Annotated in this window: 21 protein-coding genes; 18 read left to right on the forward strand and 3 right to left on the reverse strand. The window is 35.8% G+C overall.

Annotated features, from left to right (window positions below; translation table 11 throughout):
- Positions 1–58: 58 nt before the first annotated feature.
- Both ACODST_RS15715 and ACODST_RS15720 read right to left on the reverse strand, forming a co-directional pair.
- On the reverse strand, positions 59–628 hold the full coding sequence (locus ACODST_RS15715) for a 5-formyltetrahydrofolate cyclo-ligase (protein ID WP_488933049.1): 570 nt from the start codon (positions 626–628) through the stop codon (positions 59–61).
- Complete coding sequence (locus ACODST_RS15720) at positions 615–1,595, reverse strand: succinylglutamate desuccinylase/aspartoacylase family protein (RefSeq protein WP_488933050.1); 981 nt, start codon at positions 1,593–1,595, stop codon at positions 615–617. Before ACODST_RS15720 ends, ACODST_RS15715 begins: the two co-directional genes overlap by 14 nt.
- 135 nt (positions 1,596–1,730) lie before the next feature.
- Here ACODST_RS15720 and uvrC point away from each other — a divergent pair, with 135 nt between their 5' ends.
- The 16 genes from uvrC to ACODST_RS15800 all read left to right on the forward strand — a co-directional run bounded on the left by uvrC (position 1,731) and on the right by ACODST_RS15800 (position 21,015).
- The gene (gene uvrC, locus ACODST_RS15725; protein ID WP_488933051.1) at positions 1,731–3,533 is read left to right on the forward strand and encodes an excinuclease ABC subunit UvrC; all 1,803 of its coding nucleotides are present in this window, start codon (positions 1,731–1,733) and stop codon (positions 3,531–3,533) included.
- On the forward strand, positions 3,533–4,042 hold the full coding sequence (locus tag ACODST_RS15730; RefSeq protein ID WP_488933052.1) for an XAC2610-related protein: 510 nt from the start codon (positions 3,533–3,535) through the stop codon (positions 4,040–4,042). Before uvrC ends, ACODST_RS15730 begins: the two co-directional genes overlap by 1 nt.
- 25 nt (positions 4,043–4,067) lie before the next feature.
- Complete coding sequence (locus ACODST_RS15735) at positions 4,068–6,395, forward strand: patatin-like phospholipase family protein (RefSeq protein ID WP_488933053.1); 2,328 nt, start codon at positions 4,068–4,070, stop codon at positions 6,393–6,395.
- Positions 6,396–6,690: 295 nt separating this feature from the next.
- A complete protein-coding gene (locus ACODST_RS15740; RefSeq protein ID WP_488933054.1) occupies positions 6,691–7,848 on the forward strand; it encodes a homogentisate 1,2-dioxygenase in 1,158 nt (385 codons plus the stop codon).
- A gap of 148 nt (positions 7,849–7,996) precedes the next feature.
- Positions 7,997–8,356, forward strand: a complete 360-nt coding sequence (locus ACODST_RS15745) for a four helix bundle protein (RefSeq protein ID WP_488933055.1) — start codon at positions 7,997–7,999, stop codon at positions 8,354–8,356.
- A 92-nt stretch (positions 8,357–8,448) separates the two neighbouring features.
- On the forward strand, positions 8,449–9,609 hold the full coding sequence (hppD, locus tag ACODST_RS15750; protein ID WP_488933056.1) for a 4-hydroxyphenylpyruvate dioxygenase: 1,161 nt from the start codon (positions 8,449–8,451) through the stop codon (positions 9,607–9,609).
- Positions 9,610–9,907: 298 nt separating this feature from the next.
- A complete protein-coding gene (locus tag ACODST_RS15755; protein WP_488933057.1) occupies positions 9,908–10,681 on the forward strand; it encodes a DUF3108 domain-containing protein in 774 nt (257 codons plus the stop codon).
- Entirely contained in the window at positions 10,678–11,619 is a 942-nt protein-coding gene (locus ACODST_RS15760) for a tryptophan 2,3-dioxygenase family protein (protein WP_488933058.1), read from the forward strand. Before ACODST_RS15755 ends, ACODST_RS15760 begins: the two co-directional genes overlap by 4 nt.
- A 23-nt stretch (positions 11,620–11,642) precedes the next feature.
- Positions 11,643–12,863, forward strand: coding sequence for a M23 family metallopeptidase (locus ACODST_RS15765; RefSeq protein WP_488933059.1), 1,221 nt, complete (start codon positions 11,643–11,645; stop codon positions 12,861–12,863).
- Positions 12,864–12,903: 40 nt separating this feature from the next.
- Positions 12,904–13,575: a hypothetical protein gene (locus ACODST_RS15770; RefSeq protein ID WP_488933060.1), complete on the forward strand. Its 672-nt coding sequence runs from the start codon at positions 12,904–12,906 to the stop codon at positions 13,573–13,575.
- 30 nt (positions 13,576–13,605) lie between these two features.
- Complete coding sequence (locus ACODST_RS15775) at positions 13,606–14,217, forward strand: hypothetical protein (RefSeq protein WP_488933061.1); 612 nt, start codon at positions 13,606–13,608, stop codon at positions 14,215–14,217.
- Between the two features lie 23 nt (positions 14,218–14,240).
- Entirely contained in the window at positions 14,241–14,999 is a 759-nt protein-coding gene (locus ACODST_RS15780; RefSeq protein WP_488933062.1) for a hypothetical protein, read from the forward strand.
- Positions 15,000–15,275: 276 nt separating this feature from the next.
- The gene (gene pgi, locus ACODST_RS15785; RefSeq protein ID WP_488933063.1) at positions 15,276–16,919 is read left to right on the forward strand and encodes a glucose-6-phosphate isomerase; all 1,644 of its coding nucleotides are present in this window, start codon (positions 15,276–15,278) and stop codon (positions 16,917–16,919) included.
- Between the two features lie 325 nt (positions 16,920–17,244).
- Positions 17,245–19,905 carry a TonB-dependent receptor gene (locus tag ACODST_RS15790; RefSeq protein WP_488933064.1) on the forward strand — a complete coding sequence of 887 codons (2,661 nt, stop codon included), beginning with the start codon at positions 17,245–17,247 and terminating at the stop codon, positions 19,903–19,905.
- A 109-nt stretch (positions 19,906–20,014) separates the two neighbouring features.
- On the forward strand, positions 20,015–20,437 hold the full coding sequence (locus ACODST_RS15795; protein WP_488933065.1) for a hypothetical protein: 423 nt from the start codon (positions 20,015–20,017) through the stop codon (positions 20,435–20,437).
- A 92-nt stretch (positions 20,438–20,529) separates the two neighbouring features.
- Complete coding sequence (locus ACODST_RS15800; protein WP_488933066.1) at positions 20,530–21,015, forward strand: septal ring lytic transglycosylase RlpA family protein; 486 nt, start codon at positions 20,530–20,532, stop codon at positions 21,013–21,015.
- Positions 21,016–21,045: 30 nt separating this feature from the next.
- On the opposite strand, the gene ACODST_RS15805 is transcribed toward ACODST_RS15800, so the two are convergent.
- Positions 21,046–21,501 carry a DinB family protein gene (locus ACODST_RS15805; protein WP_488933067.1) on the reverse strand — a complete coding sequence of 152 codons (456 nt, stop codon included), beginning with the start codon at positions 21,499–21,501 and terminating at the stop codon, positions 21,046–21,048.
- 78 nt (positions 21,502–21,579) lie between these two features.
- On the opposite strand from ACODST_RS15805, the gene ACODST_RS15810 reads away from it, so the two are divergent.
- Together ACODST_RS15810 and ACODST_RS15815 are read left to right on the forward strand one after the other, a co-directional pair.
- On the forward strand, positions 21,580–21,927 hold the full coding sequence (locus ACODST_RS15810; RefSeq protein ID WP_488933068.1) for an arsenate reductase family protein: 348 nt from the start codon (positions 21,580–21,582) through the stop codon (positions 21,925–21,927).
- A gap of 103 nt (positions 21,928–22,030) precedes the next feature.
- Positions 22,031–22,891, forward strand: coding sequence for a YicC/YloC family endoribonuclease (locus tag ACODST_RS15815; RefSeq protein WP_488933069.1), 861 nt, complete (start codon positions 22,031–22,033; stop codon positions 22,889–22,891).
- Positions 22,892–22,921 lie beyond the last annotated feature (30 nt).

A 22,921-nucleotide genomic window follows, 5' to 3' on the forward strand; every position in this document is an offset into this window, starting at 1 on the left:
TATTTTTCTTCTTTAAACGGATGGCTAAATATTTTTATATCATTTACATCTTCAAAAATCAGAACGTGTAGATTTTCAATGGTGTAACACAATAATCTAATTTTACATCCGATTCAAAAACGTCATCAATCTGATCCACTGATTCGAAGAAAGAAAGACCAATTTTTACAGTTTCAGGTTTACAGGCTGCTAAAAATTTATCGTAAAAACCTTTTCCGTATCCAATACGGTTCCCCAAAACATCAAACGCCAAAAGCGGTACAAAAACTACTTCTATACTTTCCGTTGGAACCGGAAGTCCGTTTACAGGTTCAGGGATATTGTATTCGTTTTTTTTGATTTTAGTATTATCCGTCAGCAGGAAATGTGTCATCTCCCTAGTTTCAAAATCACTTTTTGAAATCACCACTTCTTTATCTTTTCCTGAAAGCAGGTGCAGTATAAATTCTGTATCTACTTCTTTTTGTTCGGCTATTGGAAGAAAAACATGATAATACGTTTTATCCCATATCGGCATTCGGATTAAAGTATTGGCAATAATCAGGCTTTTTTCTTCGATATCCTTTTCAGAAAGTGCTTTTCGAAGGTTTTTATAATGCAGTCGTAATTCTTTTTTACTCGTCGGCATTTACAGGAGAATTTTTAGATAAATGATAAATGGCATCGCCTTCATAAACAATGGGCGAATGATTGGCATTGATCACAAATCCGTCATGCGGAGCTTTCACTTTCTGTTCAAATTTCCCAAACGGATCCGTAATAATGGCTAAGATAGTACCTTTGGTTACAAATTTCCCAACCATATTATAATCGTGCAGCAGACCCGAACATTTTGCTCTTAGCCAAACTGAATATTTTATATAAATAGAATCTTCTTCTGCCTTCTCTATAATGTGTTTTGGTTCCAGCATTTCTAAATAATGCAGTAGGCGCTTTACCCCTTTTACACCTTCATTGGCAACAGCATCATTTATATCCAGTGATTTCCCACCTTCAAAAAGCAGCATTTTTACATTGGCTTTTTCGCAGGTATTTCTAAAAGAGCCTCCAATATTTCGGGAATACAAAGTAAACGGCGCATTAAAAACATCTGCGAGTTCTTTTAAATCGGGATTGTTTTCGGTGATCCTGATTTGAGGCACATTAAAACGGCTTGCTCCTCCTGCATGAAAATCAACTGCATAATCAATAATAGGCAGGATCTGTTCTACAATATGATAGGCAAACCTGCTGGCCAGCGATCCTTTTTTACTTCCCGGAAAAACACGGTTTAAGTCACGTCCGTCCGGAAACTCACGTGATTTATTGACAAAACCGTACATATTGATAATCGGGATACAAATAATAGTTCCTCTTAACGGACGGTTTATTTTTTTACTGATAATCTGCCGAACTATTTCTACCCCATTAATTTCATCTCCGTGAATACCGGCCGAAAATAAAACTACAGGACCTTCGTGCTTGGAACGCCGCACAATAACAGGAATATTCAGTTTGGTTGTAGTGTGTAATCGAGCTATTTCGACATTGATCGTTTTATGTTCTCCGGGCAGAATCGACTCTCCAAAAATAACCAGTGGCTTACTATTTTTCATTCAGAATTATAAAATCTAAATATAGAAATTATTCTTTTGATTTCGTAAATTTGAAACTAAATCAATGTTAAGCTTTTTCAGAAGCCAAAAGGCTGACCCAAAAAGCTTATCTTCTATCTTCAGAAATAAAAAAGAATGCAAAAACCGTCCTTAGATCTTCAGATTCTCACCCTGCCGGACAATCCCGGTGTGTATCAATATTATGATAAAGACGGGAAAATTCTGTACGTGGGAAAAGCCAAAAATTTAAAAAAAAGAGTCTCTTCTTACTTCAACAAAATACATGATACCGCCAAGACTAATGTTTTGGTCAAAAAAATTGTGACTATAAAACACATTGTAGTTCCTACCGAAACCGATGCGCTTTTATTAGAAAACAACTTAATTAAAACCCTTCAGCCGAGATATAATGTACTGCTGCGTGATGACAAAAGTTATCCGTGGATCTGCATCAAAAAAGAACCTTTTTCGAGAATATTCTCTACCCGAAGAATGGTGAAAGACGGCTCTGAATATTTTGGACCCTATACCAATTTCAAAACAGTACATACCATCCTGGAACTGATTAAAGAATTGTATCCGCTTCGGACATGCAATTATGATTTGAGTCAGTCTAATATTGATTCCGGAAAATTTAAAGTCTGTCTGGAATATCATATTGGCAACTGCAAAGGTCCGTGTGAAGGTCTGGAACCTCTTGAAGAATACCAAAAACAAGTCGATGCTATCCGTGGAATTTTAAAGGGAAATTTCAAAGAAAGCATGAAAGACTTTAAGCAGCTGATGAACAAATATGCTCAGGAACTGCGTTTTGAAGAAGCACAGAAAATTAAAGAAAAAATTGAAGTCCTTGAAAACTATCAGTCCAGATCGACTATTGTAAATCCTAAGATTACCAATGTCGATGTATTCTCTATTGTATCTGACGAAAGTGCCGCTTATGTCAACTTTCTGCAGATTTCACATGGCTCCATTATTCGTTCACATACCCTTGAAATGAAGAAAAAACTGGATGAAAGCGATGAAGAATTGCTGGAACTGGCGGTTATTGAACTTCGTGAACGTTTTGAACTAATGTCAAAAGAAATCATTGTTCCTTTTGAAATGGATCTGGGCGAGAATATAAAAATTACCGTTCCGCAGCTTGGTGACAAAAAACAGATTTTAGATCTGTCGATAAGAAATGCTAAATTTTACCGAATCGAACAGCTGAAACAGTTACAAATTGTAGATCCGGACAGGCACACTAACCGAATCATGGCACAGATGCAGAAAGATCTGCGTCTTCCGTCAGAGCCACGTCATATTGAATGTTTTGATAACTCAAATATTCAGGGAACCAATCCGGTGGCGGCTTGTGTGGTTTTTAAGGACGGAAAACCCAGTAAAAAAGATTACCGTCATTTTAATGTCAAAACAGTAGAAGGTCCTGATGATTTTGCTTCGATGACTGAGATTGTCTACCGTCGTTACAAAAGAGTACTGGAAGAAAACGAACCGCTCCCGCAGTTAATTATTATTGACGGTGGAAAAGGACAGTTATCGGCAGCCCTTAAAAGCATTGACAAATTAGGTTTACGCGGCAGAGTAGCCATTATTGGAATTGCCAAACGTCTTGAAGAACTTTTTTATCCCGGAGATTCCATTCCGTTATACCTGGACAAAAAATCAGAAACCCTTAAAGTAATCCAGCAGCTGCGAAACGAAGCGCACCGATTTGGAATTACTTTTCATCGTGACAAACGAAGCAAAGCTGCTCTGAATTCTTCAGTTGAAAGTATTCCCGGAATTGGCGAAAAAACCATGCTGGCACTAATACAGCATTTCAAAAGCGTTAAAAGACTCAAACTGGCAGACGAAAAAGAAATAGCTGCTGTTGTCGGTGTATCAAAAGCCAAAAAAATTGTCGATTTTTACCATCCTAAGCAAACAGAATAATGTGTAGAAACAGCTTCTTACTCCTGCTTTTCGTTTTTTCTGTCAGCTACAGTCAAAACACACTTTCTTTTGTACAAAAAGATAAAAGCAGGATTAAGATTAGTTTCCGGGACAACTTTGAAACGATAACGATAACCAATTCAAAAACCAGAGGTACCCAGATCCTCAATAACATAGAAACTTCCATTACCGGCAAACCTTCAAAATTAGAAGTAAACGATTATAATTTTGACGGTTATACCGATTTTGCCTCTTATCATACTGATGACGGAATGGGCGTGTACACTATTTATCAGATTTTCATTTTTAATCCAAAGGAAAATAAGTTTCAGAGTTTAGAATTTCCTTCAGATTACAATCCAAAATGTGATCTGTTTTGTGATGTAAAAATCGACAAAATAAAAAAGACTCTTACATCCAGCTGCAGAGGCGGTGCAGAAAATCATACCGATATCTGGAAATTTAATAAAAACAAAAAATTAACACTTTTAGAGACCAAATCATACTAAAACATTCTGGTATTTAGTTAAAAAAATGCCGACTTTTACAAAATCAATTAGTTCCCTATTTATGCGCCCGAACCCGTTATCCGTTTCATATAAAAAATCAAAAGGATCTCATTCCAATGGTGTTGGAACCCTTTTGGGCATAAAATGGGCTCTCTTGTCCTTATTACTCCTTTTGACTCAAAAATCAATTTCACAGGAAATCAAAAATGACAGTATCAGGAGACCCAAAATTGGTCTGGTTTTAAGCGGCGGCGGTGCTAAAGGTTTTGCCCATATCGGCGTATTAAAAGTACTGGAAGAAGCCGGAATCAAAATTGATTATATAGGCGGAACCAGTATGGGATCTGTAATTGGCGGATTATACGCATCGGGTTACAACGCTTCTCAGATTGATTCCATTTTCAAGAAAACCAATTTCGATGACCTGATTAACGATTATATTCCGAGATCATCAAAAAATTTCTATGGCAAAAAAAATGATGAACTCTATGCCATTGTTCTGCCTTTCAGCAATTTTAGGGTAGGTATTCCCGAAGCCCTTTCAAAAGGAATGTACAATTATAATTTATTGAGCAGTCTTACCCGAAATGTTCGCCATGTGCGGGATTTCAATAAACTGCCTACCCCGTTCCTTTGTATCGGAACCAATATCGAAACTGGTGAAGAAGTACTGCTTAACAAAGGAAACCTGGTTCAGGCCATGATGGCAAGTGCCGCCTTCCCTTCTCTTTTTACTCCGGTAGAAATTGACGGAAATTTACTGGTAGATGGAGGTGTGGTAAACAATTATCCTATAAAAGAAGTGCGTAATCTGGGAGCTGATATCATTATTGGGGTCGATGTTCAGGACGATTTAATGAAACGCAAAAACCTGAAAAACGCTACCCGTATTCTTGTTCAGATTACCAATCTTCAGTCAATCGAAAAAATGAAAAACAAAATTAAAGATACCGATGTTTATATAAAACCGGATATCCGCGATTATGGTGTAATTTCATTTGACAAAGGAGAAGAGATAATCCGAAAAGGAGAAGAAGCTGCTTTTGCTGTTTATGAAAAAATCAAATCTTTGGTAGGTGAAGACAATTTCTATAAAAAACCAAAGTTAAAAGTAGCCTCGGATACACTTGAAATCCAGAAAATAAATACAGACCGTTTAGACAATTACACCAAAGAATACATCAGAGGTAAACTTCGTTTCAAACCCGGAAGCACCATTACATACGACGACCTGAAAACAGGTATTAACAACCTGAATGCTACCCAGAACTTCAGTACCATTTCGTACTGCCTGCAGCCGGACGGAGATAAGGACGATCTGGATCTGGTGTTAAAAGAAAACCCTACACAGACTTATTTAAAACTGGGACTTCATTACGACGGACTTTATAAAAGTGCCGTTTTATTAAACCTGACACATAAAAAAACATTCCTTAAAAATGACGTTACTTCGCTGGACATTATTTTAGGGGATAATTTCAGATATGATTTTAACTATTATGTAGAAAATGGTTTTAATATCAGCTTTGGTTTCCGTTCCAGATTAAGTCAGTTTAACCGAAATGTAACCACCAGCCTGGGCGGACTGGTAACTGAAAATCCAAACCTGAACCTGATCAATGTCGATTTTATGGATTTAAATAATCAGGCGTATTTCCAGACTATTTTTGTACAAAAGTTTTTAATGGGCGGCGGACTGGAATACAAATACCTGAAAATAAATTCGCCTACACTTTCCAATACCGAAAACATTATTGACAAAAGCAGTTATTTCAGTGCCTTTGCTTATTTAAAATACGATTCGTTTGATGATAAATATTACCCAAGTTCCGGATTGTATTTTTCTACAGACTTACAAACCTATATGGCTTCATCAGATTATACCAACAGCTTCAAACCCTTTTCTATAGCTAAAGCAGAAATTGGTTTTGCCAAAACATTTCTTAAAAAGGCAACTATAAAATTTGGAGCAGATGCCGGATTTAATATAGGCAGCGACAGTGTACCGTTTTTCGATTTCATATTTGGAGGTTACGGTTATAATAAAATCAACAACTTCAACTATTTTTACGGTTACGACTTTTTAAGTATTGCGGGCAATAGTTATATAAAAAGTGATATTACTCTGGATTACGAAATCTTCAAAAAGAACCATATCAATGTTTCTGCTAATTTTGCCAATCTGGGCGACGATATTTTCACAAGTGTTGACTGGGTTTCCATGCCTAAATATTCCGGTTATGCAATTGGTTACGGATTAGAAACCATAATTGGCCCTATCGAAATCAAACAATCCTGGTCTCCGGAAACCCAAAAAAGTTTTACCTGGTTTAGTATTGGTTTCCTGTTTTAAAAAACCAATACCGGATTTGATATTATTTTAGCTTTATAACAGCGTATTTAAAAATAAATTAATGCTAAAAAAACATGATTTGTAATTTTAATTAATAAAAATTACGATATTTGTCATGATGAAAAAAAATTGGACAGGTTTATTAGAGTATCTTCAATTTCTCATCAAGAGAAATCCTGAATAATGGCTCTATCGTATTGCAGTAATTAGTCAATTGAAAAAATTGAACTGATTATACTTCTGCAATTCACATTTTCGAATTATCTAATTTATTAATTATCTAATTGAAAAAGCCATGCCACTATATCATAAACTTGGGGAATTCCCTCAAAAAAGACACATCCAATTTGAAAAACCAAACGGCGGATTTTACTACGAACAGCTGTTTGGAACCGAAGGATTTCACGGACATTCTTCTTTATCTTATCATGTTCATAGACCAACACAGGTAAAAGAAATTCTCAATTCCTATTCTGTTGAGCCTAAAATTGCCATTGGAAAAAATATAAAATCGCTTCTTTTTAAAGGTTTCGAACTACAACCCGAAAATGATTTTCTGGACAGCCGAAAAGCAATGTTAGTCAACAAAGACTGCATTATCGGACTGGCCGCTCCAAAAGAATCACTTCGAAACTATTTCTATAAAAATGCCGATGCCGATGAAATGATTTTCATCCACAGAGGAAAAGGAAAACTACGTACCATGCTTGGTAATATTCCGTTTGAATACGGTGATTACTTAATCATTCCGCGTGGTATTATTTATCAGATTGACTTTGAAACAGAAGACAACCGACTGTTTTATGTAGAATCCTATTCTCCTTTTTACACTCCTAAACGTTATAAAAACCAATCGGGTCAGCATTTAGAGCATTCTCCTTTTTGTGAGCGTGACTTTATTTTACCAAACGAACTCGAAACACATGACGAAAAAGGTGATTTTTTAATAAAGATCAAAAAAGAAGGAATGATTCACGAGGTGGTTTATGCCACACACCCGTTTGATGTTGTAGGCTGGGACGGCTACAATTTCCCATACGGATTCTCCATTCACAATTTCGAACCTATAACCGGACGTGTTCACCAGCCGCCTCCGGTGCACCAGACTTTTGAAACCGCAGCTTTTGTGGTTTGTTCTTTCTGTCCGAGACTTTACGATTATCACCCTAAAGCCATTCCGGCACCGTACAACCACAGCAATATAGATTCTGACGAAGTACTATATTATGTAGACGGTGATTTTATGAGCCGAAATAATATTGAGCAGGGACATATCACTTTACACCCAAAAGGAATTCCACACGGTCCCGCACCCGGTGCCATGGAACGCAGTATTGGCCATAAAGAAACTTTAGAATTAGCTGTTATGGTAGATACTTTCCGTCCGTTAATGGTTACTGAAGAAGCTATGGGATTAGATGATGGTCAGTACTACAAATCCTGGTGTGAATAATTTTTTAAATGTGACAATATGTCAATTAGAGAATTAGAAAATGGTTTTAAAACCGCACAAATGAGAAAATTTAAATAATTATCTTGTAATTTTAAACCTACAATAAAGTTATCTAATTATCACATTTTCTAATTAACTAATTAAAGAAATGACTTTCAACGAAAAGTATAAAGACAATGCTCTTTTAATAAAAACATTCCATTTCGCCTTAAACATAATTGATTACACTGCAGAACTTCAAGATCAAAAGAAATTCGTAATAGCAAATCAATTATTAAAAAGCGGGACCTCAATTGGAGCAAATTCTAAAGAATCACAAAATGCAGAAAGTAAAGCTGATTTTATTCATAAACTAAAAATCGCAATCAAAGAAGCCGATGAAACGGAGTATTGGTTATTCTTATGTGATGCACATAAAGCCTATCCTGATTGCAAGGATTTATTGAATGAATTATCAGAAATTTTAAAAATTTTAAATAAAATAATAGCAACATCTAAGAGAAATTAGAGAATTAGAAAATGTGTTAATTAGAAAATTATTTTTTCAATTATCTGCATTTCAAAAATTATCTCATTTTCTCATTATCAAATTATCTAATTATGAGCAAAGAAGTAAAATCAGTAGAATACGGATTAGAGAAAATATTTGAAGGAGCACAGGACTTCCTTCCATTATTAGGAACAGACTATGTAGAATTTTACGTAGGAAATGCAAAACAAGCAGCACATTATTACAAATCTGCTTTCGGATACCAATCATTAGCTTATGCCGGATTAGAAACGGGAGTAAAAGACAGAGCTTCTTATGTGATCAAACAGGATAAAATCAGAATCGTTTTAACAACGCCGTTAACAGCCGATTCTCCAATCAACGAACATTTGAAAAAACATGGTGACGGAGTAAAAGTGGCAGCACTTTGGGTTGAAGATGCGACAAAATCTTATGAAGAAACCATGAAACGCGGCGCACGTTCTTTCATGGAACCAACTGTTGAAGAAGATGAGTTTGGACAAGTAGTTCGTTCCGGAATTTATACTTACGGAGAAACAGTTCACATTTTCGTAGAAAGAAAAAACTACAACGGCGTTTTCTTACCAGGCTACAGAGAATGGAAATCTGACTATAATCCAGAGCCAACCGGACTGAAATATATCGATCACATGGTAGGCAATGTGGGATGGAACGAAATGAACATCTGGGTAAAATTCTACGAAGAAGTAATGGGATTCGTAAACTTCCTGTCATTTGATGACAAACAAATTACAACAGAATATTCTGCCTTAATGAGTAAAGTAATGTCGAATGGAAATGGGAGAATTAAATTCCCAATCAACGAACCGGCAGAAGGAAAGAAAAAATCGCAGATCGAAGAATATTTAGATTTCTATGGCGGTCCCGGCATTCAGCATATTGCTATAGCAACCGACGATATTATTAAAACAGTATCACAACTAAGAGCACGCGGTGTCGAATTTTTATCAGCACCTCCACATACCTACTACGAAGCGATCCCGGAAAGATTAGGAGTGCATATGGACATGATGAAAGAAGATTTAAACGAAATTGAAAAGCTCGCTATCATGGTCGACGCAGACGAAGACGGTTACCTTTTACAAATATTTACGAAGCCGGTTCAGGACAGACCAACACTTTTCTTTGAAATTATTCAAAGAATGGGAGCCAAAGGATTTGGCGCAGGGAACTTTAAAGCGCTGTTTGAGTCAATTGAGAGAGAACAGGAATTGAGAGGAACTTTGTAAAAATGCGATATTTTTACATTATGCAAAAAAATTATCCGTAAACTGATGATTTTTATGCAAATGTTATGTTAAACTTACTTTTTGCTATTTTATTTTTAAACTTTGTATCTATCTTTGCACTCGCAAATCGAGAAGGGGTGGTTTCCTTCTTAATTGATATAAATTTCATAATTTATAGTTTTTTGGTTAGTTAATAGCATAAAAACTCAGTCATCCTTGACTGAGTTTTTTTGTTTTGGTACATTTGGAATAAAATTTGCATTTATTTACCTTTATTATAAAATGTAAAATTTGTACTATGAAAAAGTTCATTCTCACTATATTAATACTCTCCTGTTTCAGTTTCGACAACCAAAAAGAAGATGCTTTTGACACGGGGGAATATTTCAAATTCAGAATCCATTATGGAATTGTAAATGCCGGATATGCCACTCTTGAAGTTAAAGATGCCACGATAAATAACAAAAAAGTCCACCATGCCGTGGGCAAAGGCTATACAACCGGAATGTCTAAATTTTTCTTCAAAGTTGAAGATCTGTATGAAAGCTATTTTGACAAAGAAAACGGCGACCCGTACCGCTTCGTCAGAAAAATTGACGAAGGCGGTTATACCAAAAATCAGGAAGGTTTTTTTAACCAAAGTGAAAATAAAGTTTTAGTAAAAGACTATAAAAGAAAAACCGAAAAAACAATTGTAATTACTGACCATGTCCAGGATATTGTTTCTGCCTTTTATTTTTTAAGAAACCATCCCAGTATCGACAAATTAAAATCTGGTGAAGCCATTACAATTGACATGTTTTTTGATGATGAAATCACAAAATTTAAGTTAAAATTTGTAGGCCGTCAAGATATTACAACTAAATTTGGAAGCGTTTCCTGTATGATTTTTAAACCATTGGTTCAGACCGGAAGGGTTTTTAAAGAAAAGGAAAGTTTAACACTCTGGATAACAGACGACGACAACAAAGTCCCAATCAGAATTAAAGCAGATCTGGCTGTTGGATCATTAAAAGCAGATCTCGATGAATATAAAGGACTAAAAAGTCCGCTTAAAGTAAAAAAGAAATGAACCTAACTGATCATTCAGAAGCAATTTTAAAGGAAATTGATCTTAAATTTCAAGCCATAAACCAAAAAACGGACGTTCAGTTAGAAGGCCTGCTTTGGTCAAAACCAATTACCTATTGGGATTACATTCAAACCGACGCTTTACTGAATTTACAAATACAACGCACTACCCTGCCTGATGAAATGGTATTCATTATGTACCATCAGGTAAACGAACTGATTTTTAAAATGATTTTGTGGGAAATTGACCAGATTGCCGACACGCAGAATATTCAGGTTGCTTTTTTCAGCGAAAGACTTTCCAGAATCACCCGTTATTTTGATATGCTGACCAATTCCTTCAGTATTATGGAAAACGGAATGGAAGTAGATCAATACATGAAATTCAGAAATACCCTTACTCCGGCAAGCGGCTTTCAGAGCGCACAATACCGAATGATCGAATTCGCTTCCACTGATGTCATCAATCTTACGGATCGCAGATACAAAGCGGACTTTAACGAAAATACCGATTTAGAAACCTGTTTTGAACATTTGTACTGGCAGGCAGCCGGAAAAGATTATCACACAGGTGAAAAATCCTATCTGCTTCAACAGTTCGAAAACAAATACAAAGAACAGTTTTTACGACAAATGACTTCGTTTAAAACGAAAAACATCTGGCAGAAATTCACTCAGTTACCTATTGAAGACCAGCAGAATCCGGAACTTATCAAGGCCATGCGCCACTATGATTATACCGTAAATATTACCTGGGTAATGCAGCATCTGAACACTGCCATTAAATACATCTTAGAAAGCGGAAAAGGCAACGGTGAAGCAACCGGAGGAAGTGACTGGCAAAAATATATGCATCCAAAATACCAAAAACGCATCTTTTTTCCTAAATTGTGGACCGAAGAAGAATTGTCCAATTGGGGAAATGAAAACACACTTTAATTTCCCGAAAAAAAATTAAGAGTTTGAAAAAAGCATTCGTAATTATAATAGTATTATTTTCAATATTTTCATGTAAAAAAACCGATGAAAAAGTTGAAATAAAAATTACAAAACCCAAAACTAAAAAAGTAGAATTTGGTTTTAATTATGCTGATTTCAATGTGGTTAACGACACTATTTCCAAAGGAGATTCTTTTGGATCCATTCTGCAGAGTCAAAATATCGGAGATAAAAAAGTACACAATATTGTAGAACAGGTAAAGGATTCTTTTAATGTAAGATCTATTCGTTACAACAAACCCTTTACCCTGCTTCGTTCTAAAAACAAAACCAACAACCTTCAGGTTTTTATTTACCAGCCCGATGCTTTAACTTATTATGTAATCGATTTACGCGACAGCATTGCCAAAGCGTACAAAAAAATCAAACCGGTTACCTTAAAAAGAAAAATGATCGGCGGTGTTTTAAAAAGTTCCCTCTCCGAAACTTTAGGGAACGAAAGCGTAGAAACCGCACTCGCCAGCAGGATTACAAAAGTATTTTCATGGTCGATTGACTTCTTCAAACTTAAAAAAGGAGACCGTTACGGATTAATCTTCACTGAGCGTTTTATAAACGGTAAAACCTATGATGGTGTTGAAGACCTTCAGGCCGCCTTTTTTGAATACAAAGGAAAAATCGTTTATGCTTTTCCTTTTGAAAAAGATACGCTTTCCGGTAAAATTGAATATTATGATGATGAAGGAAAAACTCTTAAAAACTTTTTCCTCAAAACTCCAATTAAATTCAGCCGGATCACTTCAAGATTTACCATGAACCGTTTCCATCCGGTACAGCATACCTGGAAAGCACACAAAGGAACCGATTATGCAGCACCAACCGGAACACCCATATCCACAACGGCATCAGGAGTTGTAGAAGCAACCGGATATACCGCCGGAAACGGGAATTTTGTAAAAGTAAAACACAACGGAACGTATTCTACTCAATACTTACATATGTCCCGAATTTTAGTAAAACGAGGACAAAGAGTAACACAGGGACAAACCATTGGACTGGTGGGAAGTACCGGATTAGCTTCGGGTCCGCACGTTTGCTACCGCTTCTGGAAAAACGGAGTACAGGTAGATGCCCTCCGATTAAACTTACCAACCGGAGAATCGCTGACCGGAAATGATAAAACCCGTTTCTTTAAACAAATTGAACCTTTAAAAAGAGAATTAGACAGCATCGGAAACTTGTAAGAAAATTATACATTAGCATAAAAATAAACTGCTTTACATTATGATTGAAAATTTTACTGCTTTCCGGAGTTTCCCAACAGTAAACCAGGCTAAAGAGTTAGAAGCATTGTTGATCAAAAACAATATTGCCGTTATTCTGGCTGACAATATCCCTCCTGTTGACATTACTTTTTCCGGAAACACAGTACAAAATCAATATGAAGTAAAGATCAATGCTGCCGATTTTGAAAAGGCGGAAGCCCTTCTTGAAAAAGAAACCGAAACTCTTCTTGATACTATCGATCCGGATTATTATCTGCTGACTTTTACAAATGAAGAGTTATATGAAATTCTTCTCAATGCTGACGAATGGAATACCTTCGATTATAAACTGGCTCAAAAACTTTTAACAGAAAGAGGAAAAACCATCGATGCTGACATGCTCGTTTCTTTAAAGAAAGAACGTTTAAAAATTCTGGCCAAACCCGAAGAAAACCAAAAACCCTGGATTATTGCGGGATACCTGTTTGCCTTTCTTGGCGGTGGAATTGGTATCGTAATTGGGTATTCGCTTTGGCGTTCCAAAAAAACACTTCCAAACGGAGAAAGAGTCTATTCCTATACTACAGAAGACAGAAAAAACGGATTTCGAATATTCCTAATCAGTATCATCATTTTCCCGCTGTCTTTTATTTTTAGTATTTTCTCGAATACAAGTGCTTTAAACTTCTAAAATTTTCAACTTTAAAAAAATAGAAAAGTCATGAAGAGAATTGAATCCATATTTAATGAAACTTTTTCTGGTTTAAAACTATTTTACAGAGACACAAACCTTCCCGAAAATCTGATTGCGAATTACAAAACCGGACAGATCATTAAGGAAAAAGGCTTTACGGATATGACCCGGATCAGCGGAGGTCTTTCCGGAAACTTAAGGTATCTCATAGCCAGCGCTGATGCCAAAGACTTATCCGTTTTTAATCCGGACTCTTCAAAAACAGGACATTATCTCCTATCCGAAAATACTTTTTTTAAAATTCTGGACATTCAGCAGGACAATGGCAAAACCCAGATTTTTTTACTTCATATTCCGGAGAACTCCATTCCGCTTTTTAAAAATTCAACCTCCAATATTGAAGATGAAATTATCGAAAAAGCAGAAAAACGCTTTAAGGAAAAAATCAATACTGCTTTAATTCCCGAACTGCAAACCGAAGACTGGAAAGAAAGAACCCGCCTTCCTGTTGGAATGAATGAAAATGGCGAATTGTTTTTTGATGATTCGAAAATAAAACTCGAATCGGTAAAAAGAATTGAGATCAACAAAGCAGGAAAAGCGACTGAGGTTAAAAAACCGTGGTGGAAAATTTGGTAATTAAAGAGTAACTCTAAAAGCTAATGAAAACATATATTGTTCTGGTAATTGCCTTCACCATCATATCCTGCAAAAATGACAATATAAGAGTTGGAACAAAAAAAGTATTTTTAGAACCTGTTCAAAATATCTTTGAATACGAACTGACATTAGCCGCGCTTAAAGAAAACACACCTGGAGATTTTATTTTATCAAACGATATTGCATATATTAATGATTCTATTCTTAAAGGAAAATTCAAACTGGACATTTCAAGATATGAAACAGAAGGTAAATTAAAAGAATGCTTTCCCATTAAAATTCCGAAAAGTACTATCAAAGAATTTTACAATGAAGGATTCAATAATTTGGGAGATTTAAACGGAGACAAAAAAGATGATTTTGTATTTGTCTTACACAGCCTTAGTTACTGCGAAGAAGGTGATTCTTATTATTTCAGTGACAATAGCATCCCAAGAATTTTAACCGACTCTAATTGCTGCCATCCTTACAGTATTTTTAATATCGGGGATATTGATGAAGATGGAAATTGTGAAATTGCACAATATTACTCATCCTGTGCCAGCAGATATAAAGCAATTACAATCTATAGTTTAAAAAACAATGCATGGAAAGAGATTACAACATTATCTTTTGTTCTAAATGACACATATATTATCCCGAAAGATTTTAAAAAACTATTTAAAAAAACATCAAAAAACAATCTTTCCTATTATGAGATTAATGATATTGATGTAAATAACAGAATAATCGCAAACTGGGAAAAAATTAAAATCGAATAAAACGTATTCTGTGTCGCTTTCTTCTAATTTCTTAACCGGGAACGATGAACTCAAAAAAGGTTATTCTCTCTGCGGATAACAAACTCAAACGTACTGCCGCTAATACTGCACAAGAGAGAAAAGCAGCAGCGGCCATGGCTCCTTAAAAAATACAACAAAGATACATAAAACGTTTTCGCAACTAATTGTTATATAATCACGAAGCGTGAGCCTTTTAAAAGTTATTTCAGTATTTTTGTGTTTCTAAAAAGAACAACTTCAATATTAAAATACAAAATGGCTTTAAACACTACAAACCCTACCGGGACTGAGGCTTGGAAAAAACTACAGGACCACTATAATGCATTTCACGAAACTACTATACAGGAATTATTTCAGCAGGACAGTTCACGTGCCGAAAAATTCCATTTACAATGGAATGATTTTTTAGTTGATTATTCTAAAAACAATATCAGTCAGGAGACTGTTTCCCTGTTATTACAATTAGCCGATTCGATTGGATTAAAAGATGCGGTTGCCCAATATTTTGGAGGAGAACTAATCAACCAGACTGAAAACCGTGCTGTTTTACATACCGCTTTACGTGCGCCTGAATCTGCTGTAATTAAAGTAGACGGCGAAAATGTAATCCCGGAAGTCTATGAGGTAAAAAATAAAATTAAAAACTTTACAAGTGAAGTTATTTCGGGAGAAAGAAAAGGATTTACCGGAAAAGCATTTACGGATATTGTTAATATCGGAATTGGAGGTTCAGACCTTGGACCTGTTATGGCTGTTGAAGCTTTACAATTTTACAAAAATCACCTGAACACTCATTTTGTTTCTAACGTTGATGGAGATCATGTAAACGAAATAATCAAAAAACTAAATCCTGAGACAACTCTTTTCCTGATTGTTTCAAAAACTTTTACGACTCAGGAAACCTTATCTAATTCCGAAACCATTAGAGAATGGTTCCTGAAATCAGCTTCTCAGGAAGATATCGCCAAACATTTCGTAGCGGTTTCAACCAACATTCAGAAAGTAACCGAATTCGGAATCAACCCTGACAATATTTTTCCAATGTGGGACTGGGTTGGAGGAAGATTCTCTTTATGGAGTGCCGTTGGTTTAAGTATTGCACTGGCGATTGGTTTTGACAATTACAATCAGTTATTGACGGGAGCAAATGAAATGGACGATCACTTTAAATCGGCAGAATTTGACCAGAACCTTCCGGTGATTTTAGGTTTACTAAGCGTTTGGTACAACAATTTCTTTGGAGCCGAAAGTGAAGCTTTGATTCCTTATACACAATATTTATCAAAATTAGCGCCTTACCTGCAGCAGGCTACTATGGAAAGTAACGGTAAAAGTGTAGGACGCGACGGAAAACCGGTGAACTACCAAACCGGAACTATTATCTGGGGAGAACCGGGAACCAATTCACAACATGCTTTTTTCCAATTGATCCATCAGGGAACAAAAAGAATCCCGACAGATTTTATCGGCTTTGTAAAACCGCTTTACGGAAATGAAGATCATCATGACAAATTAATGTCCAATTTCTTCGCTCAGACCGAAGCTTTAATGAACGGAAAAACTCCGGCTCAGGTACAGGCAGAGTTTGACAAACAGGGACTAGCTGCAGAAAAAGCCGCTTACCTGTTACCATTTAAAGTGTTTACCGGGAACAAACCAACGAATACTATTCTAATCCAGAAACTGACTCCAAAAAGTTTAGGTTCTTTAATTGCATTATACGAACACAAAATCTTTGTTCAGGGTGTAATCTGGAATATTTTTAGTTTTGACCAATGGGGAGTTGAACTAGGAAAACAATTAGCCAATTCTATTTTAGATGAAATAAATTCTAAAACAGTTAAAACGCATGACAGCTCAACTTCATTTTTGTTAAACCACTTTTTGAAGAACAAATAAAACTTAACTGAGAGTTCTCTTTTATAAAACATTGAAACGCCTTGATTTAACAAAAATTAAGGCGTTTTTTCGTATAAAGCAGATTAAAAAGAACGCAATTTTAACAAAAATTGCAGGTTTAAAGCTACATACCTGTTTAAAATATTACGATTTTAACAAAATTTCGTTATTCAAATTCAATAAATCATCTTTTTGTTTAAAGAAAAAAGAAAAATTCATTTTAATGCGCAGCATTAAAGGCAAAACTAATCTTTCTTAACATTTTGATAACATTATCTGATTTAATTGTTATAATTTTGCCAAAAACAATAAACTTAAAGAACAAATGAAGAAAATGAAAAATTGGTTACTTACCGGACTATTCTTTATGATAGTTTCAACCGTATTTTCTCAAGGAAAAATCACGGGTACAATTACCGATGGTACTAATTCTTTACCAGGTGCAAATGCCGCAGTAAAAGGATCATCAGATGCCTCCTCAAGTGATTTTGACGGTAATTTCACAATTACAACTTCAGTTACATCTGGAGAAATAGTAATCTCTTATCTTGGGTATGACTCAAAAACAGTCCCATTTTCGGTTACAAACGGAGGAACTGTAAACTTAGGTACAATTGTACTAACTTCAGATTCTAACCAACTGGAAGAAATTGTAGTAATGGGTAAAGGAATCATCGATTTAGCTAAGGACAGAAAAACTCCTATTGCAGTTTCTACTATTAAAGCTGCTGATATTCAGGCTAAAATTGGTACTTCAGACGTTACACAAACAATGGTTAACACACCATCTGTATACGTTGCAGGACAAGCCGGAGGATACGGAGATTCAAGAATTGCTGTACGTGGTTTTGCTCAGGACAATACAGCTTTCTTATTAAATGGTCAGCCAATTAATGGAATGGAAGACGGAAAAATGTACTGGTCAAACTGGTCTGGTATGTCTGACATTGCAAATGCAATACAAATTCAAAGAGGTCTTGGTTCTTCTAAATTAGCTATCTCTTCTGTTGGAGGTACAGTAAACTTCATTACAAAAGCTACTGAAAAACAAGAAGGTGGTTTCGTATCTTTAGGTGTTGCCAATGACAATTATTTCAAAACTACCGCTGCTTATAACACAGGTATGAGCAAAAGCGGATGGGGAACCAGCGTAATGTTATCGCACTGGCAAGGTGACGGTTACAACGAGGGAACAAGAGGTGAAGGTCAGACTTACTTCATTTCTGTAGGATACAAAGCAAACGACAAACACAGTTTCAACTTCTTATTGACTGGTGCTCCTCAATGGCACGATCAAAACTTTACAAAAGCTATCAGCACATACTTAGAGTATGGAAGAAAGTATAACAACAACTGGGGAACTCAGAACGGAGAATACAAATCTGAGAGAACTAACTACTACCACAAACCAGTAGCTAACTTAAACTGGGATTTTGATATTAACGACAAAACGCAACTTTCGACTGTTCTTTACGGATCTTGGGGTAGAGGTGGTGGAACCGGTAATTACGGATCTAAACTACCAAATGTTGACGGTCAAATTGATTTCGACGGTATGTATGAAAGAAACCAAACTATTGTTAACGGTACCGGAAATGCAGACGGAAGAAGTACAAACAATGCTTACGTAATCAGATCAAGTGTTAACAATCACGCCTGGTATGGATTAGTATCGAACTTAAAAAACCAGCTTACTGATAATTTATCTTTAAATGTTGGTCTTGATTTAAGAACTTACAAAGGAACACATTTCAGACAAGTTTCTGACTTTATGGGATTATCCAGCTGGACAGACACTAGAACCTTAAAAGATGGCAACAGTAACCCAAGCGGTGTTTCAGCAAGTAACTATGTTACAGAAATGGGAAGAGCTTTACCATGGCCTGCAACTTTCAAAACACTAGGTGAAGACCAAAGAATTGATTACGATTACGGAGAAACTATTTCTTACGGTGGTGTATTCAGCCAGTTAGAATATTCTAACGATAACTTCTCAGCTTTTTTCCAAGGATCTCTTTCAAATCAATCACACAAAAGAGTGGACAGATTTGATTATTTACCACAAAATCAGGATTCAGAAAAAGTTAACAATGTAGGATACAACGTTAAAGCTGGTACTAGCTACAAATTTGCTGAAAACCATAATGTATATGTAAACGCTGGTTACTATAACCGTCAGCCATATCATGATAATATTTACCTGAATTTTACTAATGCAGTTAACCCATTAACTGAAAACGAAAAAATCCTTGGTTTAGAAGCAGGATATACTTTTACTTCAAAATTTATAACTGCAAGTGTAAATGGTTACAGAACCAGCTGGAAAGACAGAGTTACAACAACGTCTACTACTGCTATTGCTGCAGACGTAGTAAAATACCCATCTTTACAATTAGGAGACCTTATTTACAAAACAAATGAAGGTGTTGAACAAGTACACACAGGTGTTGAGTTAGATTTCGCTGCTAAACCAATGAAAGATCTTAGCGTAACAGGATTCTTATCTATTGGTAACTGGCAATATAAAGGTAACGTAGTTACAACCACAAGAGACGAGAGCTTATCTACTTTAGACAGAACTGAGCAAGATGTTGATGGTGGAAAAGTTGGAGATGCTGCACAGGTAACTTACGGTTTAGGATTCAGATATGAAATCGTTAAAAACTTATCTGTAGATTCAGACTGGAGATACTATGATAAATTATATTCAAATGTTGGTGCTGTAAAAACAAATTTAGAATTACCAAGCTACGATCTTGTTGACGCAGGTATCTCATACAAATTGTTTATCGGAAAAGGAAAACACGATTCTGTTGGATTCAGAGTTAACGTAAACAACGTATTTGACGAAGTTTATCTTTCTGAATTAACCAGAGCTGATGCTACTACACCAACTTCTACAAATTACAAAGGAATCAATGTTACAAACACAGGTTTCTTTGGTTTAGGAAGAACATGGAACTTTAGCTTACGCTACAACTTCTAAAAAATTTAGAATCTAAATAAATAAGATTAACGGCATTGACTTTTAAGTTCAATGCCGTTTTTTTATGCCCTTTTTTGCTATATTTGTTTTTAACAAAAAAACACAGTTTATGTATTATTTTTTACAAAAATTACACTCCGGCTGGGCGTATTTAGCATTACTGCTTTTAACCTTTGCCGTTATAAATGCCATCATCGGTTTTACTGCTAAAAAAGAATTCACAGGCAGAGACCGTAAAATTTCTTTGTTTGCATTAATCGGAACACATACCATGTTATTGATTGGACTGGTCCTTTATTTTGTGTCTCCGTTAGGAAAAGATGCTTTAGGACAAATGTCAAATGCGGCATTACGACTAACTTCATTAGAACACCCTCTTGTCAATCTTATAGCTATCGTTTTGATTACTATTGGATGGTCAAAACATAAAAAACTAATCAACAGCGAAGCAAAATTTAAAACTTTCGCCATTTTTTACGGATTAGGCCTTATACTTATTTTAAGTAGAATTCCGTGGAACCTATGGTTCTAGAAAATACCAATTAAAGCCCTGGAAACATAGGGCTTTTTTTATCTCGGCATATTATTTGTACAAACTCCCCCAAGTCTGAAAAAAAATAAACCATGAGTAAAAAAATTATTACTACCCTGACAATGACTTTTTTAAGTTGTTTTACCTACATTACAAGCCAGACCAAACCAGTAAATGAGCCCAAACCCCTTCCTCAGGATACTGCAAAAAATATCAGGCCCAATATTATTGCAATTCCAACCGACTCTGTTTTCACAGACAAAGGCTTAAAACTAAAGACCTATAAAAAGAACGCTCACGCTTCTTATTATTCTGATCGTTTTAACGGACGAAAAACCGCAAACGGAAGCCGGTTCAGCAACAGCAAATACACGGCAGCACACAAAAAGCTTCCTTTTGGCACAAGAGTTAAAGTGACCAACGAAGCAAACGGCAAATTTGTAATTGTAAAAATTACCGACCGCGGTCCTTTTGTAAAAACCCGTGAAATTGACCTTTCCAAAAGAGCTTTTATGGAAATCACCAAAAACAAAGGTGCCGGCGCTATGAAAGTGACTATTGAAACAATAATAGAATAAAAAAATCCCGCTAAGCGGGATTTTCTGTTTTTAGACCATTTTTCGGAGGCTCATTATAATTCCGGTATGGATGCCTTCATGATAATTATTAAAATCCAGGGCACCCTGTATGTTTTTAAGAGTAAATCCCATGCTTGTTGTATATTCTGTATACTCCGTAAAAAGACCGCTCTCAAAATCATTTTCTGTTTTTACAAGTGTTGCACTGAGCAAATCCCGTATTTCATCGACTTCTGCCTGCGAAACATCGCCTTCCGGTTTTGTTCCTTTTCGATACTTTAAAATAAATTCTTCCGAAACCATGGTTGGCAGACCCGATAATTTATAAACCAAAGTCTGCTGCGCTGCGACACAATGCGCTATATTCCAGATAATGTTATTATTAAATCCGGTCGGGATTTTATTCAGCTGTTCTAATGAATGGCTTTCCAATATTTTCAGGAGGATTTCCCTAATGGTTTTTTGTACGTCAAAAACAGAGTTCATAGTTTTATTTTTTTCTAAAATTAGACAATTTTAAGTTTTAAATGAAGTTTCTTTGTATTCTAACAAATTCACAAAATAATGAACAAAGTATATCACCTTTCGTCTTGTGACACTTGTCGCAAAATCCTGAAAAGTCTTCCTGAAAACAATCTGGTTCTTCATGATATCAAACAAAATCCAATTACTGAAACAGAACTGGAAGAAATGCACCAGCTTTCCGGAAGCTATGAAGCTCTTTTCAGCAAAAAAGCACAATTATACAAATCAATGGGATTAAAAGACCAGTCCCTGACCGAAGCTGATTTCAAAAAATATATCCTGGAGCACTATACTTTTCTGAGTCGTCCGGTTTTTATTATTGATGATAAAATCTACATTGGCAACAGCCCAAAAAATGTAGCTGAAGTTACAGAAGCCTTACGTTAAAAACAGCCATTTTTTATGTTAAACTGAAAACTGCGACTGAACATTAATTTCCAACTAAATAGAGCAAACTTTTAATTATCTTTGCGCCTTTATACTCAATTATATGATACAATCTATGACAGGGTTTGGCAAAGCATCTCTGCAATTGCCTACAAAAAAAATTACCGTTGAAGTAAAATCTTTAAACAGCAAGGGTCTGGATCTGAACGTAAGAATGCCGTCGGTTTACCGTGAAATGGAATTAGGCTTACGAACTCAGATTTCAACCCGTCTTGAAAGAGGAAAAATAGATTTTGCTATCTACGTAGAAAGTACTGCCGAGCAGACTTCCACAAAAGTAAATGTACCTGTTGTAAAAAGCTACATAGCACAGTTAAGAGAAGTATATGCAAATGCCGATGAAACAGAACTCATGAAAATGGCGGTTCGTATGCCGGATACTTTAAAAACAGAACGTGAAGAAATTGACGAAAACGACTGGGAGCAGATTCAGGTTATTATTGATGAGGCATTGCAGAACATTTTAAACTTCCGTAAAGATGAAGGAGAATCTCTTGAAAAAGAATTCAACTTACGAATTGGAAATATCCGTCAGTTCATGAATGATACGCTGGCACTTGATCCGGAGCGCATACAGGCCATTAAAGATCGTCTGCAAACTGCCATTTCAGAATTACAGGTTAATGTAGATGAAAACCGTTTTGAGCAGGAATTAATTTATTATTTAGAGAAGTTAGATATCACGGAAGAAAAAGTACGCTTAACCAATCATCTGGACTACTTTTTGGAAACTTTGAATGGTTCTGAAGCGAATGGCAGAAAACTTGGATTTATTACTCAGGAAATGGGGCGTGAAATCAATACAATGGGTTCCAAATCGAATCATGCCCAAATGCAGAAACTGGTTGTGATGATGAAGGATGAACTGGAGAAGATCAAGGAACAGGTTTTGAATGTTTTGTAAGCACTATACGCTTTCGGCTATAGGACATAA

The organism is Flavobacterium sp. FG19 (assembly GCF_057809475.1).

Bases quoted from the DNA above. Each gene is read 5' to 3' on its own strand.
- ACODST_RS15715 (WP_488933049.1), bottom strand. From the start codon at position 628: ATGCCGACGAGTAAAAAAGAATTACGACTGCATTATAAAAACCTTCGA.
- ACODST_RS15720 (WP_488933050.1), bottom strand. From the start codon at position 1,595: ATGAAAAATAGTAAGCCACTGGTTATTTTTGGAGAGTCGATTCTGCCC.
- uvrC (WP_488933051.1), top strand. From the start codon at position 1,731: ATGCAAAAACCGTCCTTAGATCTTCAGATTCTCACCCTGCCGGACAAT.
- ACODST_RS15730 (WP_488933052.1), top strand. From the start codon at position 3,533: ATGTGTAGAAACAGCTTCTTACTCCTGCTTTTCGTTTTTTCTGTCAGC.
- ACODST_RS15735 (WP_488933053.1), top strand. From the start codon at position 4,068: ATGCCGACTTTTACAAAATCAATTAGTTCCCTATTTATGCGCCCGAAC.
- ACODST_RS15740 (WP_488933054.1), top strand. From the start codon at position 6,691: ATGCCACTATATCATAAACTTGGGGAATTCCCTCAAAAAAGACACATC.
- ACODST_RS15745 (WP_488933055.1), top strand. From the start codon at position 7,997: ATGACTTTCAACGAAAAGTATAAAGACAATGCTCTTTTAATAAAAACA.
- hppD (WP_488933056.1), top strand. From the start codon at position 8,449: ATGAGCAAAGAAGTAAAATCAGTAGAATACGGATTAGAGAAAATATTT.
- ACODST_RS15755 (WP_488933057.1), top strand. From the start codon at position 9,908: ATGAAAAAGTTCATTCTCACTATATTAATACTCTCCTGTTTCAGTTTC.
- ACODST_RS15760 (WP_488933058.1), top strand. From the start codon at position 10,678: ATGAACCTAACTGATCATTCAGAAGCAATTTTAAAGGAAATTGATCTT.
- ACODST_RS15770 (WP_488933060.1), top strand. From the start codon at position 12,904: ATGATTGAAAATTTTACTGCTTTCCGGAGTTTCCCAACAGTAAACCAG.
- ACODST_RS15775 (WP_488933061.1), top strand. From the start codon at position 13,606: ATGAAGAGAATTGAATCCATATTTAATGAAACTTTTTCTGGTTTAAAA.
- ACODST_RS15780 (WP_488933062.1), top strand. From the start codon at position 14,241: ATGAAAACATATATTGTTCTGGTAATTGCCTTCACCATCATATCCTGC.
- pgi (WP_488933063.1), top strand. From the start codon at position 15,276: ATGGCTTTAAACACTACAAACCCTACCGGGACTGAGGCTTGGAAAAAA.
- ACODST_RS15790 (WP_488933064.1), top strand. From the start codon at position 17,245: ATGAAGAAAATGAAAAATTGGTTACTTACCGGACTATTCTTTATGATA.
- ACODST_RS15795 (WP_488933065.1), top strand. From the start codon at position 20,015: ATGTATTATTTTTTACAAAAATTACACTCCGGCTGGGCGTATTTAGCA.
- ACODST_RS15800 (WP_488933066.1), top strand. From the start codon at position 20,530: ATGAGTAAAAAAATTATTACTACCCTGACAATGACTTTTTTAAGTTGT.
- ACODST_RS15805 (WP_488933067.1), bottom strand. From the start codon at position 21,501: ATGAACTCTGTTTTTGACGTACAAAAAACCATTAGGGAAATCCTCCTG.
- ACODST_RS15810 (WP_488933068.1), top strand. From the start codon at position 21,580: ATGAACAAAGTATATCACCTTTCGTCTTGTGACACTTGTCGCAAAATC.
- ACODST_RS15815 (WP_488933069.1), top strand. From the start codon at position 22,031: ATGATACAATCTATGACAGGGTTTGGCAAAGCATCTCTGCAATTGCCT.